We start from the raw sequence: 19,976 nt of genomic DNA on the forward strand, positions 1-19,976 counted from the left end.
TCACGCCCGCGGCGGCGTCCACCCGATCGGCAGCCGCTTGATCCCGTGGATGAACGCCGAGAGCAGTCGCGCGGGCTCGTCGGTGACGGCGATGTCGGGAATCTGTCGACGCAATTCGTCGAACGCGACGGTGATCTCGCGCCGGGCCAGGTTGGCGCCCAGGCAGAAATGCACGCCACCGCCGCCGTAGCCGAGGTGCGGATTGGGGTCGCGTCGGACGTCGAAGCGCCACGGATCGACGAACTTGTCCTCATCGCGGTTGGCCGAGCAGTACCACATGGTGACCTTGTCGCCCGCCGCCATCGAGACGCCGGAGAGCTCGAAATCCCGGGTCAAGGTGCGCCGCATGTAGACCACGGGGGAGGCCCACCGCACGATCTCCTCCACGGCCGTCGGCGCCACCGCGGCGAAGTCGTCCCACCAGATCCGGCGCTGCTCGGGGTACCGGGTCAGGGCCAGCAGGCCGTGGCTGATGGCGTTGCGGGTGGTTTCGTTGCCGGCCACGACCAGCAGGATGAAGAACGACGCCACCTCCATGGAGGTCAACCGCTGCCCGTCGACCTCGGCCTGCACCAGGCTCGTGGTCAGGTCGTCCTGCGGTGCGGAGCGGCGCGCCTCGGCCAGTTCATGGGCGTACGCCCCGATTTCCATTGCGACACCGGAGAATTCATCGAAGTCAGTGGTCAGGTCCGGATCGCCGAAACCGAGGATGATGTTGGTCCAGTGGAACACCCGGTCGTGGTCCTCGGCGGGAATGCCCATCATGTCGCAGATGACCTGCAGCGGCAGCGGGCCCGCCAGGTCGGCCACCAGATCGCCGCGGCCGTCGGGGTTGCGCGCAATCATCTCGGTGACCAGCCGCCGGGCGCGGTCGTGGACCGAGGCCTCGATCTTGGCGACCACCTTCGGGGTGAACGCGCGACTGACGATCGAGCGCAGGCGCTGATGGCGCGGGTCATCGAGGACGATCATCGATCCGAAGAACTCCGAGACCTCGGGCACGCCGTCGCCGATGGTGATGCTCGGGCTCGAGCTGAAGATATCCGGATGGCGACTGGCGAAATGGACGTCGTCGTAACGGGTCAGGGCCCAATGCCCGGGGCCGCGCTCATAGCCCTCGAATTCGACCTCGTCGAAGAACTTGATGGGTGCCTCGCGTCGTAGTGTCGCGAACGCGCCGTCGCGGAAGTCGTCATCGTGGGACCAGAATTTCCACCGCCCGAAATCCACCTCGGACAGCGCCACCGGCGGCGGGGGCTGTCCGTTTGTCTTCTCGGCGATCCGCGTCAAAGAGGCCACCACTGCAAGCTACCAACCCGGGGGCCGGTGCTGGCACACTTTGGGATTCGGCACGGCCACAGCGATGACGACGGAGCCAACGTGACCCTTCCCGACCTGCTTTGCGGGGCCTGCGGGGCCCGGTACGGCGTGGCGACCCTGGCGTGGCGGTGTGGCTGCGGCGGGGTGCTCGACGTTGCGCGCAACGAGTCGACACTGCACCTCGACACGGCGGCCCGGCACCGAAATTCCTTGTGGCGCTATGAATCGGTCCTGCCGGTGGGCTACGACGCAGCGGTCAGCCTCGGCGAGGGGTGCTCTCCGCTGGTGCCGGCAGCGACCGCGCCCAACGTTCGATTCAAGCTGGACTACCTGATGCCGACGGCGTCGTTCAAGGATCGCGGTGCGGTGGTGCTGGCCACGCTGGCGCGCCGACTCGGTGTCGCGGCCGCGGTCCTCGACAGCAGCGGCAACGCCGGGGCCGCCGCCGCGGCGTATCTGGCGCGCGCGGCGGTGCCGTGCCGGATTCATGTCCCCGCGGCGACGTCGCGGGCCAAGCTCGCGCAGCTGCGCGCCCACGGGGCGCAGGTGGTGGCGGCGGGGACCCGGGCGGATGCCGCCGCGGCCGCGCGGTCGGCGGCAACGGAGCCGGGCGTGTTCTACGCCAGCCACGTCTACCAGCCGTACTTTCTGCACGGCGTCAAGACCTACGGTTACGAACTCTGGGAGCAGTGCGGGCGCCGCCTGCCGGACACCGTGGTGGTCCCGGTCGGCAACGGCACCCTGCTGCTGGGCTGTGCACTGGCGTTCGGCGAACTCCTCCGGTCCGGTCTGGCCGAACGAATGCCGACCTTAGTGGCCGTGCAGGCGGCGCGGTGCGCGCCGATCGCCGCGGCCTACGACGCCGGATCCGCCGAGGTGGCCCCGGCCGGGGCGGCGGAGACGGTCGCCGAGGGCATCGCGATCGCGGACCCGCCGCGGGGCGCCCAGATCCTGGCGGCGATCCGCCGTAGTGCGGGTGCGGTGGTGACCGTCAGCGACGACGAAATTGTCTCCGCCCGCGCCGAACTCGGAGCTCAGGGACTTTTCGTGGAACCCACCGCGGCGGTCTGCTGGGCGGCGGTGCGCCGCCGGGCCCCGGTGGTCCCGGCACTACGAGCGGCCGACGTCGTCGTCCCGTTGTGCGGTGCGGGGCTCAAGCACCCCGATTAGCGCGGGTCAGTGCTGCACGCGCGGGATGAGCGCCAGGACTTCGTTGATGGTGTTGCGGATGTAGGTACCGGGACGCCACTTGGGCATCGACGGGCTGGTGGGCACGCCCACGGTGGTGGCGAACGGCGCGCCGGCCTTGGCGCCGCACTTGGGCCACGCCTTGAGGCCCTGGGTCGTCAAAACCCGCTCGGCCACCCGGATCTGCTCTTCGCGCGGCGCATGGGCGGGATTGCCCACGCCGCCATTGGAGGCCCACGTCGCGGGGCTGAATTGCAACCCGCCGTAATAGCCATTGCCGGTGTTGACCGACCAATTCCCACCCGATTCGCACTGCGCGATGGCGTCCCAATTCACGCTGTCGGCGTGTGCGGCGCCCGCGGACAGTCCGAGGGACACGGCCAGGAGGGCGACGAGGAAGGTGCCGGTCAGGGCGGCCGCGGCGCAGAACTTCCGGATGCTTTCCATATGGCATCTTTCGTCCCAATTGACGCAGCTGTTACTCCCATCACAGAAGTTTTTGTTTAAGAGTTCATTGGCAAGGCTTAATCCGGACGACGGCCGCATTGTTCTGGCGCGTAATCGGAGTGTGATCAGGACTTGATCGGGGTAAACCGACGTCCTACTCCCGGGAGGAACAATGATGAGCAAATTCTTTGGGCGCACGCGCGGTGCCCTGCTCGCCGCCGTCGCCGCGGCGTTGATGGCAGTGGTGGTGATGGGCCCCGCCGCACCGACGGCCGCCGCCGATCCCCGACTCGATTTCACCGGCACCACGATCTCCGGGGCGCCGTTCGACGGTGCGAGCCTGCAGGGCAAGCCGGCGGTGCTGTGGTTCTGGACCCCGTGGTGCCCGTTCTGCAATCAGGAGGCGCCGGTGGTGAGCCGGGTCGCCGCCGCCAATCCGGACGTCACCTTCGTGGGGGTCGCGGCCCGCTCCGATGTGGCCGCCATGGCCAACTTCGTCTCGAAGTACAACCTGAACTTCACCAATCTCGACGACGCCGACGGCTCGATCTGGGCGCGGTTCGACGTGCCGTGGCAGCCCGCGTACCTGTTCGTCGAGGCCGACGGCACGTCCAGCTTCGTCAACAACCCCACCTCGGCGATGAGCGAACAGGACCTGAGCAACCGGGTGAACGCGCTGACCGCGTAGGGCGTGGATCCCAAACTCGCCGGACTGGCGTTCGCCGCCGGCCTGGTCGCCGTCCTGAACCCCTGCGGGTTCGCGATGTTGCCCGCCTACCTGACCTTGGTGGTGGCCGGCCCGGCGACCGGTCGCCGCGCCGCGCTGGGACGGGCCGCCGTGGCCGCGGTGGCGATGACCCTGGGCTTCATCGCGGTGTTCGCGGTGTTCGGCGCGCTGACCGTGGCGGTGGCGTCCGCCATTCAGCAGTACCTGCCCGCGGTCACGGTGCTCATCGGCGTGCTGCTGGTGGTGCTGGGGGGCTGGTTGCTGAGCGGACGGGAACTGCGGTTCGCGCTGCCCGGGGGTCTGGCCGAGCGCACGCAGCGCGCGCCGACGGTCCGGCTGGTCTCGATGTTCGGCTACGGACTCGGGTTCGCGGTGGCGTCGCTGTCGTGCACCATCGGGCCGTTCCTGGCCGTGACCGCCGCCGGCGCCCGGGCGTCGTCGTGGACCGCGGCCGCGCTGGTGTACCTGAGTTACGCCGCCGGTTTCGCCCTGGTCGTGGGGACCCTGGCGGTCGCTGCCGCGCTCGCCAGTTCCGCGCTGGCGGATCGGTTGCGTCGGGTGCTGCCGATCATCAACCGGGTCGGGGGAGCGGTCGTGGTGCTGGTCGGTCTCTATGTCGCCTACTACGGCGTCTACGAATTGCGGTTGTTCCACGGCGGCGCCGGGCCGTCCGATCCGCTGATCGCGGCCGCGGGCCGGGTGCAGGCCGTACTGGCGGGGTGGGTGCACACCCATGGCGCCTGGCCGTGGCTGGCGGCCCTGGCCGTCCTGGTGGCAATCGCGCTGTGCTGGCGATTGTTTCGCGCGCACCCCGATGGTGCCGGCTCCGACGATGCCGTTAGCATTCGGCCATGATCCGAGCGGCACTGATCCCGGCCGGCGTGCTCGCGTTCTGTTCCGTGGGCCTGGCCACGGCCACCGCCGATCCCGGGCCCGCACCCGCCCAGGATTCCGCGGTGGCCTATCTGATCGGCAGCTGTTACGACCCGAGCCAACCGGTGGTGGAGCAGCCCCAGACCCTGGTCTACGGCTGCGACCACACCAGCGTGATGGTGGACATGACCTGGACGTCGTGGGATGCCGAGGGTGCGCGCGGCACCGGCATCGACGATGCCGTCGAGTGTCAACCGAACTGTGCCGAGGGGCCCCGGATCACTTATCCGATCGTCGTGCACGCCTGGAACCCGCGGCCGGCCAGCGCCGAAGGGTGTCCGGCGGGCGTGCAGTTCTATCGCGACTACACCGTCGCCTACCCCGAGGGGGCGCCGCCGTGGGTGCAGCCGGGGACGTCCTGGACCGAGGACGTGGACTACTTCTGGCTCGACGGGGTGCCGGCGGTGCACTTCAAGAACCAGGAACCTCTGTCGTGCACACCCCTGAGTTGAGGGACTGAGGTCCCGGCAACGGGGGACCTTCGGCTGGTACCCGCAACCGCAAGTTACATCTACCGTCGGGGCCATGACCTATGTGATCGGTAGTGCGTGCGTGGACGTCGTCGACAAATCCTGTGTGCAGGACTGCCCGGCCGACTGCATCTACGAGGGCGAGCGGTCGTTGTACATCAACCCCGACGAGTGCGTCGACTGTGCGGCCTGCGCGTTCATCTGCAAGGTGGACGCGATCTATTACGAGAGTGACCTGCCCGAAGACCAACGCCGGCACCTGGCCGACAACGCCGCCTTCTTCACGCAGATATTGCCCGGCCGCGGCGCGCCGCTGGGCTCACCGGGTGGTGCGGCCGGACTGGGACCGGTCGGCGTGGACACGCCGATGGTCGCCGCGATGCCCAGAAAAGTCTGAGCCAGCATTCGCGTTTCGGCCCTCGATGCGGTAGAGAAAAGCACTGAAGTCACGTGCCCGGGGTCCGCTGCGGCGCTGCGGCGGTCCGGACACGAAGGGAGATGCAGCGTGGACACGGTGCTGGGCCTGTCAGTGACGGCCACCAACGTCCAAACCGTCCTCGTCGAGGGCTGCGGTGGCGACGGCGCCACCCTCGGTCACGACGAGTTCGACGTGTTCGCCGGTGACGGATTCGGGATGCGTGCCTCCGAGCAGGTGGCCGAGGCGGTGCTGAGCATCGCGGCCTCCGACGGCCACCGACTGCACGCGATCGGTGTCACCTGGAGCGCGGATGCGGACCTGGAGGCGTCGCTGTTGCTGGACTCGCTGGCCGACAAGGGCCTGGCCAACGTGGTCGCGGTGCAATCACCTCGCGCGGCCGAGGCGCTGGCCCGCAGCATCGGCCGAATGATCGGATACCAACGCACTGCCGTCTGCATCCTGGAACCCGGTGCGGCCATTCTGTCGCTGGTCGATACCGATTCCGGCGAAATCGACACCCTGATCAGCCACGCTATCGACAGCGACGAGCAGCTCACGGCGTGGATCCAGGCCGGCCTCGAACGTCGGCACTGGCGTCCGGAGGGACTGTTTCTGGTCGGCTCGGTCGGTGACCTGGACACCCTGGCCGGCCTGCTCCAAGACGAGCTGGGCCTGCCCGTGTTCGACCCGCCGGAGGCCGAACTCGCCCTGGCGCACGGCGCCGCGTTGGCCTCGGCCGCGGACCCGAATTCCACGGGTCCGACCGGCGCGGTGGCCACCGGTCGATGGCCCGCCGTTCCGTTGACCATGCTGGTCGCCGGCGCTGTCACGTTCGTGGTGGCGGTGTCGCTGGCCGTCAGCCCGCACCTGATTCCGCAAGGCGAGGCCCACCGCGACGCCGCGGTGGCCACCAAGCCGAGCGAGAACATCGGCAAGGCCCCGGTCAAGCCGCCGGCACCCAAGGTCGCCCCCAAGGCGCAGGTCCCGCCGCCGCAGGCGCCGCCGCCCCCGGAGGCGCCGTTACCCGAAGCCGTGGCGCCGCCGCCTGCGCAGCCGCCCCCGCCGTCGCCGGCGGCCCCGGTCGAACCGCCCCTGCCGGTGGCCGAACCGATCCCGACCTTCGAGGCCGTCGAGCCGGTCGCCCCGCCAGTACAGGTGGTACAACCCATCAACCCGATTCAGGCCCCGCCGCCCCCGCCACCGGTGGTGGCGCCGGCAGTGCCCCCGGTGCCGGAGAAGCCGCGGCTGCGGGACCGGATCATCGACAAGATCCCCGGCCTGAACCGGTTCAACTGACACCCGCGCTCATGGATTGAGCGCATGCAGGTTCTTCGCGGTGGGCGAGGTGGGCACCGACCTCGGGTCCGGACCGGTGCCGAGGACGCGGTCGGCGGTGCCGGCGCTGGTGACGGTGAACCAGAACTTCTCGTTCTTGAAATGGTGCTGCCGATGGTTGCGCCAAATCGCTTTGTAGACAGCAGATCTGGGCTTATAATCGGCATGGATCAGGTAGTGCATCCACTCGTAGACCAACCCGAGCGCGGCCAGGAACGCCACAAACGTCAACGCGAGTTCGAGGCGGGCAAACACCACTACGGCCAGGATGACCGCGGCGGGCAACACCCATAGCAGCGCCTGCCACGGGATGAAGATCAACTCGACCCGACGCGGGTCCACGTGATGCTCGCGGTGCTTGCGTGCCAACAGCGGATCGAGCACCAGGCCCGCGATCCGGCGCGGTCGCCAGTGCAGGATCACCACGTGGATGATCCATTCCACGAAGGGGAACGCGGCCAGCATCGCCAGCGGGATCAGCGCGTCGGTGGGCTGCCAGTCTCCCAGTAGCAAGCGCAGTGTCGACGCGGTGGCCAGCGCCGCGGCGATCATCCAGGGCGTGGGGTGTCTGACGAACTCGCGCACCGCGTCGTCGAGCGTGAATTCCTTGCGGGACTTGGTCATTGGTCACCCAATTCCTCGAGAGCGGCCAGGATCGCGGTGGTCGCCGGTGCCAGCAGGTCGATGGCCGCCTGGGCGGAACCCGGTCCATCGCCGGCGGCAATGGCCGCGGCGAGGCGGCGGTAGGCGGCCGGCCGACCCACCTCGGCGGCCATCATCGTGGCCAACGCGGGTAGCGCCGGCTCGTAGGTGGCGCGCAGGGTGTTGTACATCAGCCGGAACGCGATGGAGTCGGCGGCATCGACGATGTGATCCCAAAACTCCAGCGCGTGTCGCTGCCGGGCAATCGGATCCTGCTCGGCGGCAATGAGTTCGATGGTCTCGGTGAGCAGGCCGGGCAGCTCCTCGGCGCCGCGGAGGGCGGCGAGTTCGGCGACCTTGGGGCCGTTGTGCAACCGGGTTTCCAGGATGCTGCGGACCACCGCGACGTCCACCACCCCGTCGCGGACCAGCAGATGGGGCAGCAGGTCCAGGCCGCCGTGCCGGCGAAAGTCGCGAACGGTGGTGGCGTCGCCCTGGCGCACCTCGACCAACCCGGCGGCGGTCAGGCGTTTGAGAGCCTCCCGAACCGCGGGACGCGATACCCCGAGCACCTCGGCGAGTCGCCGTTCACTGGGCAGGCTTTCGCCGGGGCGGACCTCGCCGCGCAGCACCTCGCCGACGATCTGGTCGAAGACGTCCTCGGGGACCGATCGGCGATTGACGGGTTTCAGGGCCATGTCCCCACTATGCCCACGCTCGGGCCAGTGGTCAAGTGGTCAGACCAGTGTCACTGGTAGCGGACCGGCCAGTGCTTGATGCCGTTGAGCCACCCGGAGCGCAGCCGCTGCGGAGCCCCAGCCGAGGACAGCTTCGGCATGTGGTCGGCGACAGCATTGAACATCAGGTCGATGGTCATCCGCGCCAGGTTGGCGCCGATGCAGTAGTGCGCGCCGGTGCCGCCGAAGCCGACGTGCGGATTGGGATCACGCAGGATGTCGAAGGTGAACGGGTCCTTGAACACTTCTTCGTCGAAATTGGCTGAGCGATAGGACATCACGACGCGTTGGCCGGCTTTGATCGGCACGCCGGACAGTTCATAGTCGGTCAACGCGGTGCGCTGGAAGGAGGACACCGGCGTCGCCCATCGAACGATCTCGTCGACCGCGGTCTGCGGCCGTTCTCGCCGGTAGAGCTCCCACTGCTCGGGATGTTCGGCGAACGCGATCATGCCGTGGGTGATCGAGTTCCTGGTGGTCTCGTTCCCGGCCACGGCCAGCAGGACCATGAAGAAGCCGAACTCGTCGTCGGAGAGCTTGTGGCCCTCGACATCGGCTTCGATCAGGGTGGTCACGATGTCCTCGCCGGGCTCCTTGGCGCGCACCGCAGCCAACTGCATGGCGTACATGATCAGTTCCGTGGCCGCGCTGCGGTTGTCGTAGTGGGCGAATTCCGGATCGTCATCGCTGACCATCTGATTCGACCAGTCGAACAGCTTCTTGCGGTCCTCCAGCGGGACCCCGATCAGTCCGGCGATGGCCTGCAGGGGCAACTCGCAGGCCACGTCCTCGACAAAGTCGCCGGAACCCTGGGCGGCGGCGGCCTTGGCGATGTTCTGCGCCCGCTCGTTCAGGTCGGCCCGCAAGCGCTCCACCGCGCGCGGGGTGAAGCCCCGCGAGATGATCTTGCGCAGATGCGTGTGGTGCGGCGCGTCCATGTTCAGCAGCACGTACTTGCCCGTCTCCAACTGCTGTTGGGTCGAACCCCGCGGGTAACGCGGGAGGGCGGTCTTCGCCTCGCTCGAGAAGACGTCGCTGCGGATGGAGATCTCCTTGACGTCTTTGTGCTTGGTCACCACCCAGTAGCCGCCGTCGTCGAAACCCCCGTCGCCGATGGGCTGTTCGTTCCACCAGATCGGCGCCACGCGGCGCAACTCGGTGAGTTCCTCGACGGGCAGCCGCGCGCAGTTCAGATCTGCGTCGGTGAAATCGAAGCCGGGGGGCAGGCTTGGACCGGACATGGGTGGGCTCCTCACTGGGCGTCGAACCACGTGGGCCGATGGCCTGTTCCTACACTGTCCGCGCCGGTGGCGGCCGGTTTTGCCGGCATTGGCTGGGGCTTCGCTGAGAATCTGGGCGCCGACCGGCGGATGGGCTCATACTTGGGCAGATGTAACGAACCAGCCCCGGGTGGTGAACATCAGATATGCGCATTCGATCAGCCTCGGTCGGCTCGCTGGGCGTAGCCGTCCTACTCATTCTCGCGCCCGTCGCGGGCGCCGAACCGCCACCGCCGGGACCGCTCCCGTCGGATCCGGGTGCCGCACCGGATGCTGCCGCGCCGGCCGCGGCCGACGCGGGCGTGCCCCATCTGGCGAGTCCGGAGCATCTGCCGCCGGGCAGCACCAGCACGCCGCCGCCGGCATCGGAGGGCCGCGGGCTGACCTACCTGCGTGAGCTCTGGCATGCGGTGCAGACTCAGGACGTCAGCGGCGCCGACGCGCTGCTGCTGCTCACCCAACGGCCGATGAATCCCGACGCCAACTCCCCGCGCGGGCTACCCGGCGGCCCGCAGGTCCCGCCGGCGCCCTAGCACCTAGCGCGGTTTGGCCGCGCTGGGCTTGGTCGAGGTCGAGGCGCTGGTGCTCGCGGCGCCGCCGGACTCGGCGGCCAGGCTCGACGCCTCGTAGAAGGCCCACGTATCCCGGTAGATCACCTTGCCGCCCGAGGTCACGGTCAGGTCGGTCGGTGACACCGTGTACAGCGCGCCGTCGTTGCGTGCCACGAACATCCCGTCCCCGGACGATTCGGCGGAGACCGTCAGCGCCGCACCGTCGTTGACGCGCACCCCGCGGTATTCGTAGTCTCCACCGGGATCCGCGCAGATCACCACGACCGAGCGCTGGGTGCGTCCCACGGCGACCGCGCTCTGACCGGCCTCGCAGCGAGCCTTCGATCCGATGAAACCCAGCGCGTCGGTGTCGGTGCTGTTCGACGCGCTCGTCGACGTCGAGGTCGCGGTAGCGGCCGAGGTGCTGGTCGGGCTCGCCGGCGCGGCTTCGGCTACCGGCAACCGTCGGTCGCCGCCGGTCTGGGCCATGACGCCCGCGAAGAGCGCCACGACCGCCAGCAGCGCGCCCAATCCGGTCAGCATCAACACATTGCGACTGGACAACACCGGGGCCTCCTGTGCATCGTTCGGACTGCCCCAAGCAAACCATCCTGAACAGCGATTTTCCCGCTCCGCCGACGGTGTTTCGCGGGAAAGTTCATCGCTGGCCACGCGGCAGCGGATAGGCTGCGCCGGGACGGGATTACGGGAAGGCGGGCCATGATTCGCGACCTTTCGATCGCCGCCGCGGCTGCCGGCGCCGCGTGCGCCCTCGCGCTGGGCGCCGCGGGCGATGCGGCCGCCGAACCCGACCACGGCTACGCCGATGTTCCCGGGATGGCCCAGGACGTGCAGCTGAGCACCAAGTGCTACAGCTGGGAGCGCTTCATCTTCGGCCGCGGCGTGGCGGGACAGACCTACGCCTGCCACTACATCCCCAACCAGTGGCCGCCGGTCGACGCCGGCTTCTGGGTGTGGTCACCGCCGCTGTACGGCGTGCAGGAGATCGGCGCGCCGTGCCCGACCAACCGCGGCGCCGCCGCCCAGTCCCCGGACGGCCTGCCGCTGGAATGCGCGGGTGACAAGGGCTGGCAGCAGGACTTCTACGCCTGAGGGCCGGCGTCAGCCGGCGGCCTCGTTGAGCTCGTTGAGCGTCGAGGTCGCCTCCAGGTACTCCTGCACCCACCGTTCGATCACCGTCGAGGTCTTCTCGACCTTGTTGAACTGCCCGACGACCTGACCGACCGGGTTGAACGCCACGTCGACGCTCTCATCGGGGTACTTGTGCGTGGCGGCGACCGCCATCCCGGAAACCATGTACTGCAACGGCATTCCGAGTGGCTTCGGGTTGTCCGGGTTCTCCCACGCCTCGGTCCACTCGTTGCGCAGCATGCGCGCCGGCTTGCCCGTGAACGAGCGGCTGCGCACGGTGTCGCGGCTGGTGGCCTTGGCGTACGCGGCCTGCTGCACCGGGGTGTTCTCGGCCTCTTCGACCATCAGCCACTGCGACCCCGTCCAGGCGCCCTGGGTGCCCAAGGCCAGCGCCGCGGCGATCTGCTGGCCGCTGCCGATGCCGCCGGCGGCCAGCACCGGAATCGGTGCCACCTCCTTGACCACCTCGGGCCACAGCACGATCGAGCCGACGTCGCCGCAGTGCCCACCGGCCTCACCGCCCTGGGCGATGATGATGTCGACGCCGGCGTCGGCGTGCTTGCGGGCCTGCCGCGCCGATCCGCACAGCGCCGCGACCACCCGTCCGGCGTCGTGGATGTGCTTGATCATCTCGGCCGGCGGGGTACCCAGCGCGTTGGCGATCATGGTGACCTTCGGATGCTGCAGCGCCACCTCGACCTGCGGGGTGGCGGTCGCCTCGGTCCAGCCGAGCAGCTGCAGGGCGTCGTCGTCGCTGTGCTCGACCGGGACACCGTGATCGGCGAGGATCTTGCGGGCGAACTCCAGGTGCTCGTCGGGAACCAGGTCGTTGAGCGTCTTCTTGAGGACCTCCGGCGACAGATCCGTGGCGTCCATGCCCTCGTATTTGTTGGGGATCACGATGTCGACGCCGTACGGGTGGTCGCCGATGTTCTCATCGATCCACTTCAGCTCGATCTCGAGTTGCTCGGGGGTGAACCCGACCGCGCCGAGCACGCCGTAGCCGCCGGCCTTGCTCACCGCGACCACGACATCGCGGCAGTGGGTGAAGGCGAAGATCGGGAACTCGATGCCCAATTGATCGCAGAGGGGAGTGTGCATAGTCGGCTCCTGGTGAGCTTAGGGCGGGCGCAAGCGCAAGACTGGAACGTGTTCTAGTTTATCTCAACCGCGGGCCGAACTCGCGTCCCCTCCGGAAATGCGGGCCCGTTCAGCGCAGCGTCGCGAAGAAGCGGCGCACGTCGTCGACCAACAACTCCGGTTGCTCCAGCGCGGCGAAGTGGCCACCGCGCGGCATCGCCGTCCAGTGCGTGATGTGGTAGGAACCCTCACACCAGCTGCGCGGCGGCACCAGGATCTCCTTGGGGAACGCGGCGACTCCGGTCGGGATCTCGACGCGCTCGCCGCCGCCGAAGCCGCGGAAGCTCTCCCAGTACAGCCGCGCCGCGGAGGCCGCGGAGTTGGTCAGCCAGTACAGCATCACGTTGTCGAGCATCTCGTCGCGGCTGAAGACGTTTTCCGGATGTCCGGCGCAATCGCTCCACGCCCCGAACTTTTCGACGATCCAGGCCAACTGCCCCACCGGGGAGTCGGCCAACCCGTAGCCGAGTGTCTGCGGGCGGGTCGATTGCTGCTGGGAGTAACCGGTACCCCAGCGGCGATGCTCGGCGGCGGTGGCCAGCGTGTGTTGTTCCGCCGCGCTCAGGTCGCGGTCGGAGTTCGAGGGCGGGCGACCCAGCGGCATGTTCAGGTGAATGCCGATGCAGCCATCGGGGTTTCGACCGATCTGGGAGGTGACCGCGGCGCCCCAGTCGCCGCCCTGCGCGCCGTAGCGGGGATAGCCCAGCCGCCGCATCAGGGTCTGCCAGGCCGCGGCAATCCGCTCCACGCCCCAGCCCGTGCGAGCCGGCTTGCCGGAGAACCCGTAGCCCGGCAGCGACGGGCACACGACGTGAAAGGCGTCCTCGGCCCGACCGCCGTGCGCGGTCGGGTCCGTCAGCGGCCCGATGATCTTGTGGAACTCGACGACCGAGCCGGGCCAGCCGTGCGTTATCAGCAACGGCAGCGCGTCCGGGTGCACCGAGCGCTGGTGAATGAAATGCAGGTCCAGCCCGTCGATCTCGGTGACGAACTGATCGAACCGGTTGAGCGCCGACTCGCGGCTGCGCCAGTCGTAGTCGTGCTCCCAGTAGCGCGCCAGCTCTCTGGTGTAGGACAGCGGGATGCCCTGACTCCAGTCCTCGACGCACTCGGCCTCGGGCCAGCGGGTGCGGGCCAGCCGCTGCCGCAGGTCGACGAGCTCGGCCTCGGCGACGTCGATCCGAAACCCTTTGATGGCGGGCTCTGCGGTGGGCACGGCGCTCCTTTCCGGCCCGGCGCAGCGGCCGGGCAACCTCCGTACTCTCTCTACCACTACGCAGCCGCGGCACTGATCTACAGTTGCGTTATGCCCGACCACGACATCGCCGCCGCCCGTCGCGAGATCACCGACGCCCTGCTGACCGCACTGGACCGGCGCCACGAACTGCTCGACGCGATCGTCGAGGCCGAGGACCGCGGCGCGGCCCTCGAAACCATTTCCGAACTGCTCGGCTCGTCGCGGGCGTCGGCGGAGGCCGTGCTCGGCCTGTCCTTCGATCGGCTGACCAAGAGCTCGCGGCGCCAGATCGCGGCCGAACTCGAGGACCTCAACAGTCGGCTGAGCTTCACTGTCACCGAGCGGCCCGCCGCCAGCGGTGAGACCCTGACGTTGCGGCCCTTCGACGCCAATCGGGACCGCGACATCTTCGCGGCCCGCACCGAGGACACCCACACCGCCGGCGACGGCTCGGGTGCGCCGGCTCGGGATCTCGACGACGAGATCAGCGCGGCCAAGGCCCGGCTGTTCACCGAGGACGCCGCGTGGTTCGTCGCCGCGGAAGGTTCGCAGAAGGTGGGCATGGTCCTCGGCGAGCTCGCCGGCGGCGAGGTCAACGTGCGGGTCTGGATCCACCCCGACCACCGCAAGAAGGGCTACGGCACGGCGGCGCTGCGCAAGTGCCGCTCGGAGATGGCCGCCTACTTCCCGGCCGTTCGGATGGTGGTCCGCGTGCCCGGGGCCACCCCGTAGCCGTGGGTACCCGCGCGGGAATCGTCGTCACCGGAACCGAGGTACTCACCGGCCGGATCACCGACCGCAATGGCCCATGGCTGGCCGACCGGTTACTCGAACTCGGGATCGAACTCGCCCACATCACGATCTGCGGCGACCGGCCCGCCGACCTCACCGCGGCCCTGCGGTTTCAGGCCGAGGCGGGCGTCGACCTGATCCTGACCACCGGCGGCCTGGGGCCCACCGCCGACGACCTCACCGTCGCCACGGTGGCCGAATTCAGCGGCCGCGAACTGGTTTTGGATGTCGAACTCGAGCATCGCATCGCGGCGATCCTGCGCCGTCTGATGGAACGCTATCCGGGCGCGGACTTCGAGGCCGTGATGGCGGCCAATCGCAAGCAGGCCATGGTGCCGGCCGGCGCCACGATCCTCGACCCGGTGGGCACCGCCCCCGGCGTGATCGTGCCCGGCCCGCCCACCGTCGTGGTGCTGCCCGGACCGCCGCGGGAACTGCAGGAGATGTGGCCGGCCGCGCTCGCGACCCACACCGTGCAGCAGGCCATCGCCGGGCGCACGCAGTACCGGCAGGAGACGGTGCGGATGTTCGGCATTCCGGAGTCCGAACTCGCCGACACGCTGCGGCACGCCGAGGCGCTGGTCGACGGTTTCGATCGGCTGGAGATCACCACCTGTCTGCGCCGGGGCGAATTGGAGATCGTGACCCGCTACGAGCCGGGGCAGGCGCAGAGCTATCGCGAGCTGATCGCGTTGCTCGCCGAGAAGCACCGCGCGGAGCTGTACTCGACCGACGGCACTACCGTCGATGACCAGGTGGCGGCCCTGCTGGCCGGCCATCGGATCGCGACGGCCGAATCCTGCACCGCCGGAATGGTGGCCGCCCGACTGACCGACCGCGCCGGCTCCTCGGACTACGTGATGGGGGGCGCGGTGGTGTACTCCAACGCGGCCAAGACCGCGGTGCTGGGCGTCGATCCGGACCTGATCGCCGCGCACGGCGCGGTCTCCGAACCGGTGGCCGAGGCGATGGCGGCCGGCGCGCGGCAACGCTTCGACGTCGACACCGCGGTGGCGATCACCGGGATCGCCGGACCCGGCGGTGGCACCGACGAAAAGCCGGTGGGCACAGTCTGTTTCAGTGTCACGTCGGGGGAGTCGAGGCTCACCCGGACGTTGCTGCTGCCGGGCAACCGGGCCGATATCCGGGAGCGGTCCACCACGGTGGCCATGCACCTGCTGCGCACGGTGTTGCTCGCGCCCTAACCGATCTCGGCGGCGAACACCCCGACCTTCTTCAGTGCGATCCGGGCGATCCGCGGCAGGCTTTCGTCGTCGGTGCCGACCGGAACGATCCGCGGGTTCACGATGTGCAACTGTTCGCGGAACAGTTGCACATCGGCCTCGCCGGCGGCCAGCACGTTCTTGGCCCAGTTCGTCTTGCCGTGACCCAGCGTCACCGCCAGCACATTGTCCTTGCGGTAGGCCGTGACGACGGTCTCGTAGGGCGTTCCCGAGGTGCGGCCCCGGTGCTTGACGATCGCGAAGCCGGGCACCCGTCGGGCGAGGGGGCCGATCACCGGGTTGATGTATTTGATCTGCAGCCGCTCCACCCAGGGCGGGAACACCATGGGGACCTCGGGGGTGTGGTTCGGGTGGTCCGCAGCCTTCATAGGTCTTTTCATGGCCGTCACTGCTCCTCGTGGCGTTCCCACAGTTCCGACATGGATCCGAGGATTTCGTGTGCGTACCCGAGTCCGGCCAGGTGGCTGTCGCCGGGCAAGGTGAACAACTCCGCATCCGGCAGCAGTGCAACGACGTGCTCGCCGTGCGCGTACGGGATGATGTGGTCTTTGTCGCCGTGCCACCACCGCACCGGCACCTTCACCTCGTCGAGGCGAAATCCCCAGTCACGGGCGAAATTCACGACATCGGCGAAGGGCGCGCCCATCTGCTTGCGGCCGCCGTTGAGCAGGTCGTCGAGGAACATCGCCTTGAACTCGGGCCGGGCCAGCAGTCGGCGGTCGCCCGCGGGGGAGACCCGCGCGTAGATCTCCAGTGCGGGCAGCGCAACCGGTTTGATGAGCCGGACGAGGCCGGTGGCCACCAGCCCGATCGGTTCGCCGATGACCTCCAGTGCGGGGGCGACGGCGATCCCGAGTTTCATCGCCCCACCCCGGATCGCGTCGGGGCCGACGGTGGGTGCGACACCGCCGAGCACGCCGGCCGCGACCACGCGGTCGGGCATCGCCGCCGCGGCGGCCAAGGTATAGGGCCCGCCGCCGGAAAGGCCGACCACGGTCATCTTGCCGATGCCGAGTATGTCGGCGATGACCTCGAGATCGGCGGCGAAGGCGGCGATGTTCTCGTATTGGTGCGGCGTCGAGGATCCGATGCCCGGCCGGTCGACGCCGATCAGTCGCAGGTGGTGCTGCTCGGCGTAGATCCGCGCCTCGGTCGGGATCTGCCGGCGCGCACCGGGGGTGCCGTGCAGCCAGAACACCGCACGGCCATGAGGATCGCCGAATTCGGCAAAGCCGATCCGCCGGTCGTCACTGACCGCGATCGACCCCTCGAGCTTGGGTCGCGCGAGTTTGGGCGCACCGAGTGGATTGAGCATAGGCAAAGTGTCGCACGCCACCCTGCGGCGGCGAAATAGCTACCTCTGGGGCCGCTCGGCCGGCACCTCGACCCGCTTGACGCGACGCCGGTAGGCCGACGGGGTCTCGCCGCTGAACTGTGCGAACGACCGGGTGAACGAGCTCAGGCTGTCGAAGCCGACCGCGCTGGACGCGTCCTGAACGCTGGTGTCGAGCAAGGCCAGCAAAGCCATGGCCCGCAACATCCGGGCGTGCAGCAGGTAGGTCCGCCAGGAGATTCCGAGGGTCTCCTGGAACAGTCGCCGCAGCGTCCGCTCGGAGACGGCGACGGCCCGGCTGACGTCCTCGGCGCTGACGGATTGCAGATGCTCCTTGGTGTAGGCGGTCGCCGCCGCCACGATCGGATGGTCCGAAGTGGGCAGGCTCAGTGGGGCCTCGTGATCCAACGCGTCGGATACCAGTTGCGCCAGCGTGTGGAAGAAACGGTCGGAGACCTCCTCATCCGCGGCGGAACCGGCTCGGCGGTCGATCGGCCACCGCAGCGCGTAGATCATCATCTCGCGGATCAGCGGTGAGACCGCCAGGATGCGGGCCCGGTCGCCGGCCTCCGGCAGCAACTGCGGATCGAACATCACCGCCAAGGTTTTGACGTCGGGGTTCATCGTGGCCGAGTGTTCGAGTCCCACCGGCAGCCAGGCGGCCTGCTGCGGGGGCAGCAGGTAGTGGCCCGCCGGCGTTTCGACCTCGACGACCCCGCCGATGGCGTACTCGATCTGGTGGACATCGTGCGAATGCCAGCCGGTCAGCAGCTTGTCGCCCTCATAGAGATAGCTGCCCGCCAGTGCCTGGCCGCCCCGGCGCAGGTCGATTTGAGGCGGCCTGGCCGAATCCGCACGATGTCTGTCCGATAGCGCAGAGACGGTCATGGTGATCCAGGGTACAAGTGGAGGCATGGGATGGCACCGCCCACCCAAAGCAGTGTCCGCACGTGGCTGAAGGAGACCGATGAACGTCGACGATTTGATCCTGGTGAGCATTGACGACCACGTGGTCGAACCGCCTGACATGTTCCTGAATCATGTCCCGGCCAAGTACAAAGCCGACGCGCCGATCGTCGTCACCGATGACAAGGGCGTCGACCAGTGGATGTATCAAGGTCGCCCGCAGGGGGTCAGTGGGCTCAACGCGGTGGTGTCGTGGCCACCGGAGGAGTGGGGCCGCGATCCCGCCGGCTTCGCCGAGATGCGGCCCGGTGTCTACGACGTCCACGAACGGGTCCGGGACATGAACCGCAACGGCATCCTGGCCTCGATGTGCTTCCCGACCTTCACCGGCTTCTCGGCGCGGCACCTCAACATGACCCGCGAGGACGTCACGCTGGTGATGGTGTCGGCGTACAACGACTGGCACATCGACGAATGGGCCGGTTCCTACCCGGACCGGTTCATCCCGATCGCGATCCTGCCGACCTGGACCCCCGAGGGCATGTGCGACGAGATCCGCCGGGTCGCCGCCAAGGGGTGCCGCGCGGTGACCATGCCCGAACTGCCCCACCTGGAGGGCCTGCCCAGCTACCACGACGAGGACTACTGGGGTCCGGTGTTCCGCACGCTCTCGGAGGAGAACGTGGTGATGTGCCTGCACATCGGCACCGGCTTCGGGGCCATCAGCATGGCGCCGAACGCCCCGATCGACAACCTGATCATCCTGGCCACCCAGGTTTCGGCGATGTGCGCGCAGGATCTGCTGTGGGGCCCGGCGATGCGCAACTACCCGGACCTGAAGTTCGCCTTCTCCGAGGGCGGCATCGGCTGGATCCCGTTCTATCTGGACCGCAGCGACCGGCACTACACCAACCAGAAGTGGCTGCGGCGCGACTTCGGCGACAAACTGCCCTCGGACGTCTTCCGGGAGCACTCGCTGGCCTGCTACGTCACCGACAAGACCTCGCTGAAGCTGCGGCACGAGATCGGCATCGACATCATCGCCTGGGAGTGCGACTACCCGCACTCGGACTGCTTCTGGCCGGACGCGCCGGAGCAGGTGCTCGCCGAACTGGAGGCCGCCGGCGCCGACGACTCCGACATCAACAAGATCACCTGGCAGAACTCCTGCCGGTTCTTCGGCTGGGACCCGTTCAAGCTGACCCCCAAGGAGCAGGCCACCGTGGCCGCGCTGCGGGCCCAGGCCACCGATGTCGACGTCTCGATCCGACCGCGCGCCGAATGGGCGCGGCTCTACGAGCAAAACCGGCTGACCAAGGCGTAGCCCCGGCGAGGCCTCGGGATCTAGGCGGGAACCACGACGGTCAGTTCATTGCCCCGCCGTTCCACCCGCATCCCGGCGCGGCGGGCCACCGCCGCGACCGCCGCGGCGTCGGCCGGTTCGGCCCGGCTGCTCGCCAGCACCCGGGCCAGCCGGCCCTTGTGGGCCTTGTTGAAGTGGCTCACCACGGTGCGGCGGCCGTCGGCGTGCTCGGCGACCACGTCGACGTCGACCGCGCCGGGCAGCCGCCCCAGTCCGGCGTAGGACCCCGAGCGCAGGTCGACGATCAACTCGTGGGCCGCGATGTCGGCGAGCACCGGTTCGAGCACCGGACGCCAGCGCGCCGCCAGGGTCGCCTGGCCGGGCAGCTTCGAGGCCGCCGAGAGCCGGTAGGCCGGCACCGGGTCCTCGGCGCGTACCAGGCCGAACAGCGCCGAGCCCACCGCGAGGCGCGAGTTGGCGCGGGAAAGCTCAGCGCCGCGCAGCGTTTCGATGTCCAACGCGTCGTAGAGGACGCCGGTGTAGCGCCGCAACGCGGGCACGGTCGGCGAGGTGAACAACGCGGCGTTGCGGTCGATCTCGGCATCCTGTTTAGGGGACAGGCCGAGCGCGCCGCGGCTGGCCTCCCGGTCGTCGGCCAGGGCGACGAGCTCGTCGGCCAGGCTGCGCCGCAACGGGTTCAGGGCGGGAAAGTGCAATGCGTCGAGTCGTAGTGCCGGCCCGTCGCCGCCGATGCGCTTGGTTTCTGAAGGCGGCAGCAGGAGCATCACGGTGACACAGGGTATCCCGAGGCCGCACCGCCG

At 68.9% G+C, this 19,976-nt stretch carries 23 protein-coding genes; 11 read left to right on the top strand and 12 right to left on the bottom strand.

All coding sequences use genetic code 11. The features are described 5' to 3' along the window. Nucleotides 1–1,299 (bottom strand): cytochrome P450, encoded by a 1,299-nt coding sequence (locus RCP80_RS12015; RefSeq protein WP_308482536.1) that lies wholly within the window; start codon nucleotides 1,297–1,299, stop codon nucleotides 1–3. An 81-nt stretch (nucleotides 1,300–1,380) separates the two neighbouring features. Between RCP80_RS12015 and RCP80_RS12020 the strand changes: the two genes are divergently transcribed. Beyond that, entirely contained in the window at nucleotides 1,381–2,490 is a 1,110-nt protein-coding gene (locus tag RCP80_RS12020; protein ID WP_308482537.1) for a pyridoxal-phosphate dependent enzyme, read from the top strand. 6 nt (nucleotides 2,491–2,496) lie between these two features. On the opposite strand, the gene RCP80_RS12025 is transcribed toward RCP80_RS12020, so the two are convergent. Beyond that, nucleotides 2,497–2,955, bottom strand: coding sequence for a transglycosylase family protein (locus RCP80_RS12025; protein WP_308482538.1), 459 nt, complete (start codon nucleotides 2,953–2,955; stop codon nucleotides 2,497–2,499). 175 nt (nucleotides 2,956–3,130) lie between these two features. On the opposite strand from RCP80_RS12025, the gene RCP80_RS12030 reads away from it, so the two are divergent. The 5 genes from RCP80_RS12030 (at nucleotide 3,131) to RCP80_RS12050 (ending at nucleotide 6,799) form a co-directional block, all read left to right on the top strand. Beyond that, nucleotides 3,131–3,643 (top strand): disulfide bond-forming protein DsbE, encoded by a 513-nt coding sequence (locus RCP80_RS12030; protein ID WP_308482539.1) that lies wholly within the window; start codon nucleotides 3,131–3,133, stop codon nucleotides 3,641–3,643. Between the two features lie 3 nt (nucleotides 3,644–3,646). Continuing rightward, nucleotides 3,647–4,537: a cytochrome c biogenesis CcdA family protein gene (locus tag RCP80_RS12035; RefSeq protein ID WP_308482540.1), complete on the top strand. Its 891-nt coding sequence runs from the start codon at nucleotides 3,647–3,649 to the stop codon at nucleotides 4,535–4,537. Further along, nucleotides 4,534–5,067, top strand: coding sequence for a hypothetical protein (locus RCP80_RS12040; protein WP_308482541.1), 534 nt, complete (start codon nucleotides 4,534–4,536; stop codon nucleotides 5,065–5,067). Before RCP80_RS12035 ends, RCP80_RS12040 begins: the two co-directional genes overlap by 4 nt. 73 nt (nucleotides 5,068–5,140) lie before the next feature. After that, the gene (gene fdxA, locus RCP80_RS12045) at nucleotides 5,141–5,482 is read left to right on the top strand and encodes a ferredoxin (RefSeq protein WP_308482542.1); all 342 of its coding nucleotides are present in this window, start codon (nucleotides 5,141–5,143) and stop codon (nucleotides 5,480–5,482) included. Between the two features lie 108 nt (nucleotides 5,483–5,590). Beyond that, nucleotides 5,591–6,799 carry a DUF7159 family protein gene (locus tag RCP80_RS12050; protein WP_308482543.1) on the top strand — a complete coding sequence of 403 codons (1,209 nt, stop codon included), beginning with the start codon at nucleotides 5,591–5,593 and terminating at the stop codon, nucleotides 6,797–6,799. 9 nt (nucleotides 6,800–6,808) lie between these two features. Here the strand turns inward: RCP80_RS12050 and RCP80_RS12055 are convergent, their stop codons facing one another. Genes RCP80_RS12055 through RCP80_RS12065 form a run of 3 tightly spaced genes read right to left on the bottom strand, consistent with a single transcriptional unit; the run spans nucleotide 6,809 to nucleotide 9,458 of the window. Continuing rightward, nucleotides 6,809–7,462: a sterol desaturase family protein gene (locus RCP80_RS12055; RefSeq protein ID WP_308482544.1), complete on the bottom strand. Its 654-nt coding sequence runs from the start codon at nucleotides 7,460–7,462 to the stop codon at nucleotides 6,809–6,811. Next, nucleotides 7,459–8,178 (bottom strand): FadR/GntR family transcriptional regulator, encoded by a 720-nt coding sequence (locus tag RCP80_RS12060; RefSeq protein WP_308482545.1) that lies wholly within the window; start codon nucleotides 8,176–8,178, stop codon nucleotides 7,459–7,461. The genes RCP80_RS12055 and RCP80_RS12060 overlap by 4 nt, the downstream gene beginning before the upstream one ends. 50 nt (nucleotides 8,179–8,228) lie before the next feature. Beyond that, nucleotides 8,229–9,458 (bottom strand): cytochrome P450, encoded by a 1,230-nt coding sequence (locus RCP80_RS12065; protein WP_308482546.1) that lies wholly within the window; start codon nucleotides 9,456–9,458, stop codon nucleotides 8,229–8,231. A gap of 185 nt (nucleotides 9,459–9,643) precedes the next feature. On the opposite strand from RCP80_RS12065, the gene RCP80_RS12070 reads away from it, so the two are divergent. Beyond that, nucleotides 9,644–10,030: a hypothetical protein gene (locus tag RCP80_RS12070; protein WP_308482547.1), complete on the top strand. Its 387-nt coding sequence runs from the start codon at nucleotides 9,644–9,646 to the stop codon at nucleotides 10,028–10,030. A gap of 3 nt (nucleotides 10,031–10,033) precedes the next feature. On the opposite strand, the gene RCP80_RS12075 is transcribed toward RCP80_RS12070, so the two are convergent. Then, on the bottom strand, nucleotides 10,034–10,615 hold the full coding sequence (locus RCP80_RS12075; RefSeq protein ID WP_308482549.1) for a hypothetical protein: 582 nt from the start codon (nucleotides 10,613–10,615) through the stop codon (nucleotides 10,034–10,036). Between the two features lie 153 nt (nucleotides 10,616–10,768). On the opposite strand from RCP80_RS12075, the gene RCP80_RS12080 reads away from it, so the two are divergent. Further along, nucleotides 10,769–11,161: a hypothetical protein gene (locus tag RCP80_RS12080; RefSeq protein WP_308482550.1), complete on the top strand. Its 393-nt coding sequence runs from the start codon at nucleotides 10,769–10,771 to the stop codon at nucleotides 11,159–11,161. 9 nt (nucleotides 11,162–11,170) lie between these two features. Here RCP80_RS12080 and RCP80_RS12085 read toward each other — a convergent pair whose 3' ends face one another. Both RCP80_RS12085 and RCP80_RS12090 read right to left on the bottom strand, forming a co-directional pair. Further along, the gene (locus tag RCP80_RS12085) at nucleotides 11,171–12,301 is read right to left on the bottom strand and encodes a nitronate monooxygenase (protein ID WP_308482551.1); all 1,131 of its coding nucleotides are present in this window, start codon (nucleotides 12,299–12,301) and stop codon (nucleotides 11,171–11,173) included. A gap of 109 nt (nucleotides 12,302–12,410) precedes the next feature. Beyond that, nucleotides 12,411–13,535 carry an epoxide hydrolase family protein gene (locus RCP80_RS12090; protein WP_308482812.1) on the bottom strand — a complete coding sequence of 375 codons (1,125 nt, stop codon included), beginning with the start codon at nucleotides 13,533–13,535 and terminating at the stop codon, nucleotides 12,411–12,413. A gap of 111 nt (nucleotides 13,536–13,646) precedes the next feature. Between RCP80_RS12090 and RCP80_RS12095 the strand changes: the two genes are divergently transcribed. Both RCP80_RS12095 and RCP80_RS12100 read left to right on the top strand, forming a co-directional pair. Next, nucleotides 13,647–14,309, top strand: coding sequence for a GNAT family N-acetyltransferase (locus tag RCP80_RS12095; RefSeq protein WP_308482552.1), 663 nt, complete (start codon nucleotides 13,647–13,649; stop codon nucleotides 14,307–14,309). Nucleotides 14,310–14,311: 2 nt separating this feature from the next. Further along, on the top strand, nucleotides 14,312–15,574 hold the full coding sequence (locus RCP80_RS12100; protein WP_308482553.1) for a competence/damage-inducible protein A: 1,263 nt from the start codon (nucleotides 14,312–14,314) through the stop codon (nucleotides 15,572–15,574). On the opposite strand, the gene RCP80_RS12105 is transcribed toward RCP80_RS12100, so the two are convergent. From RCP80_RS12105 to RCP80_RS12115, 3 genes are read right to left on the bottom strand one after another with little or no spacing between them, the layout of a single operon-like run. Continuing rightward, a complete protein-coding gene (locus RCP80_RS12105) occupies nucleotides 15,571–15,981 on the bottom strand; it encodes a nitroreductase family deazaflavin-dependent oxidoreductase (protein WP_308482813.1) in 411 nt (136 codons plus the stop codon). The two genes, RCP80_RS12100 and RCP80_RS12105, sit on opposite strands and share 4 nt — an antisense overlap. 17 nt (nucleotides 15,982–15,998) lie before the next feature. Further along, nucleotides 15,999–16,928: an alpha/beta fold hydrolase gene (locus RCP80_RS12110; RefSeq protein ID WP_308482554.1), complete on the bottom strand. Its 930-nt coding sequence runs from the start codon at nucleotides 16,926–16,928 to the stop codon at nucleotides 15,999–16,001. Nucleotides 16,929–16,967: 39 nt separating this feature from the next. Continuing rightward, on the bottom strand, nucleotides 16,968–17,834 hold the full coding sequence (locus RCP80_RS12115; protein ID WP_308482555.1) for an AraC family transcriptional regulator: 867 nt from the start codon (nucleotides 17,832–17,834) through the stop codon (nucleotides 16,968–16,970). Between the two features lie 79 nt (nucleotides 17,835–17,913). Here RCP80_RS12115 and RCP80_RS12120 point away from each other — a divergent pair, with 79 nt between their 5' ends. Next, the gene (locus RCP80_RS12120; RefSeq protein ID WP_308482556.1) at nucleotides 17,914–19,176 is read left to right on the top strand and encodes an amidohydrolase family protein; all 1,263 of its coding nucleotides are present in this window, start codon (nucleotides 17,914–17,916) and stop codon (nucleotides 19,174–19,176) included. A gap of 20 nt (nucleotides 19,177–19,196) precedes the next feature. Here RCP80_RS12120 and yaaA read toward each other — a convergent pair whose 3' ends face one another. Next, entirely contained in the window at nucleotides 19,197–19,943 is a 747-nt protein-coding gene (gene yaaA, locus RCP80_RS12125; protein ID WP_308482557.1) for a peroxide stress protein YaaA, read from the bottom strand. Nucleotides 19,944–19,976 lie beyond the last annotated feature (33 nt).

The sequence above is a fragment of the Mycolicibacterium sp. MU0053 genome (assembly GCF_963378095.1).
GTDB lineage: Bacteria > Actinomycetota > Actinomycetes > Mycobacteriales > Mycobacteriaceae > Mycobacterium > Mycobacterium burgundiense.

Bases quoted from the DNA above. Each gene is read 5' to 3' on its own strand.
- RCP80_RS12025 (WP_308482538.1), bottom strand. From the start codon at position 2,955: ATGGAAAGCATCCGGAAGTTCTGCGCCGCGGCCGCCCTGACCGGCACC.
- RCP80_RS12030 (WP_308482539.1), top strand. From the start codon at position 3,131: ATGAGCAAATTCTTTGGGCGCACGCGCGGTGCCCTGCTCGCCGCCGTC.
- RCP80_RS12040 (WP_308482541.1), top strand. From the start codon at position 4,534: ATGATCCGAGCGGCACTGATCCCGGCCGGCGTGCTCGCGTTCTGTTCC.
- fdxA (WP_308482542.1), top strand. From the start codon at position 5,141: ATGACCTATGTGATCGGTAGTGCGTGCGTGGACGTCGTCGACAAATCC.
- RCP80_RS12055 (WP_308482544.1), bottom strand. From the start codon at position 7,462: ATGACCAAGTCCCGCAAGGAATTCACGCTCGACGACGCGGTGCGCGAG.
- RCP80_RS12060 (WP_308482545.1), bottom strand. From the start codon at position 8,178: ATGGCCCTGAAACCCGTCAATCGCCGATCGGTCCCCGAGGACGTCTTC.
- RCP80_RS12065 (WP_308482546.1), bottom strand. From the start codon at position 9,458: ATGTCCGGTCCAAGCCTGCCCCCCGGCTTCGATTTCACCGACGCAGAT.
- RCP80_RS12070 (WP_308482547.1), top strand. From the start codon at position 9,644: ATGCGCATTCGATCAGCCTCGGTCGGCTCGCTGGGCGTAGCCGTCCTA.
- RCP80_RS12080 (WP_308482550.1), top strand. From the start codon at position 10,769: ATGATTCGCGACCTTTCGATCGCCGCCGCGGCTGCCGGCGCCGCGTGC.
- RCP80_RS12085 (WP_308482551.1), bottom strand. From the start codon at position 12,301: ATGCACACTCCCCTCTGCGATCAATTGGGCATCGAGTTCCCGATCTTC.
- RCP80_RS12095 (WP_308482552.1), top strand. From the start codon at position 13,647: ATGCCCGACCACGACATCGCCGCCGCCCGTCGCGAGATCACCGACGCC.
- RCP80_RS12105 (WP_308482813.1), bottom strand. From the start codon at position 15,981: ATGAAGGCTGCGGACCACCCGAACCACACCCCCGAGGTCCCCATGGTG.
- RCP80_RS12110 (WP_308482554.1), bottom strand. From the start codon at position 16,928: ATGCTCAATCCACTCGGTGCGCCCAAACTCGCGCGACCCAAGCTCGAG.
- RCP80_RS12115 (WP_308482555.1), bottom strand. From the start codon at position 17,834: ATGACCGTCTCTGCGCTATCGGACAGACATCGTGCGGATTCGGCCAGG.
- RCP80_RS12120 (WP_308482556.1), top strand. From the start codon at position 17,914: ATGAACGTCGACGATTTGATCCTGGTGAGCATTGACGACCACGTGGTC.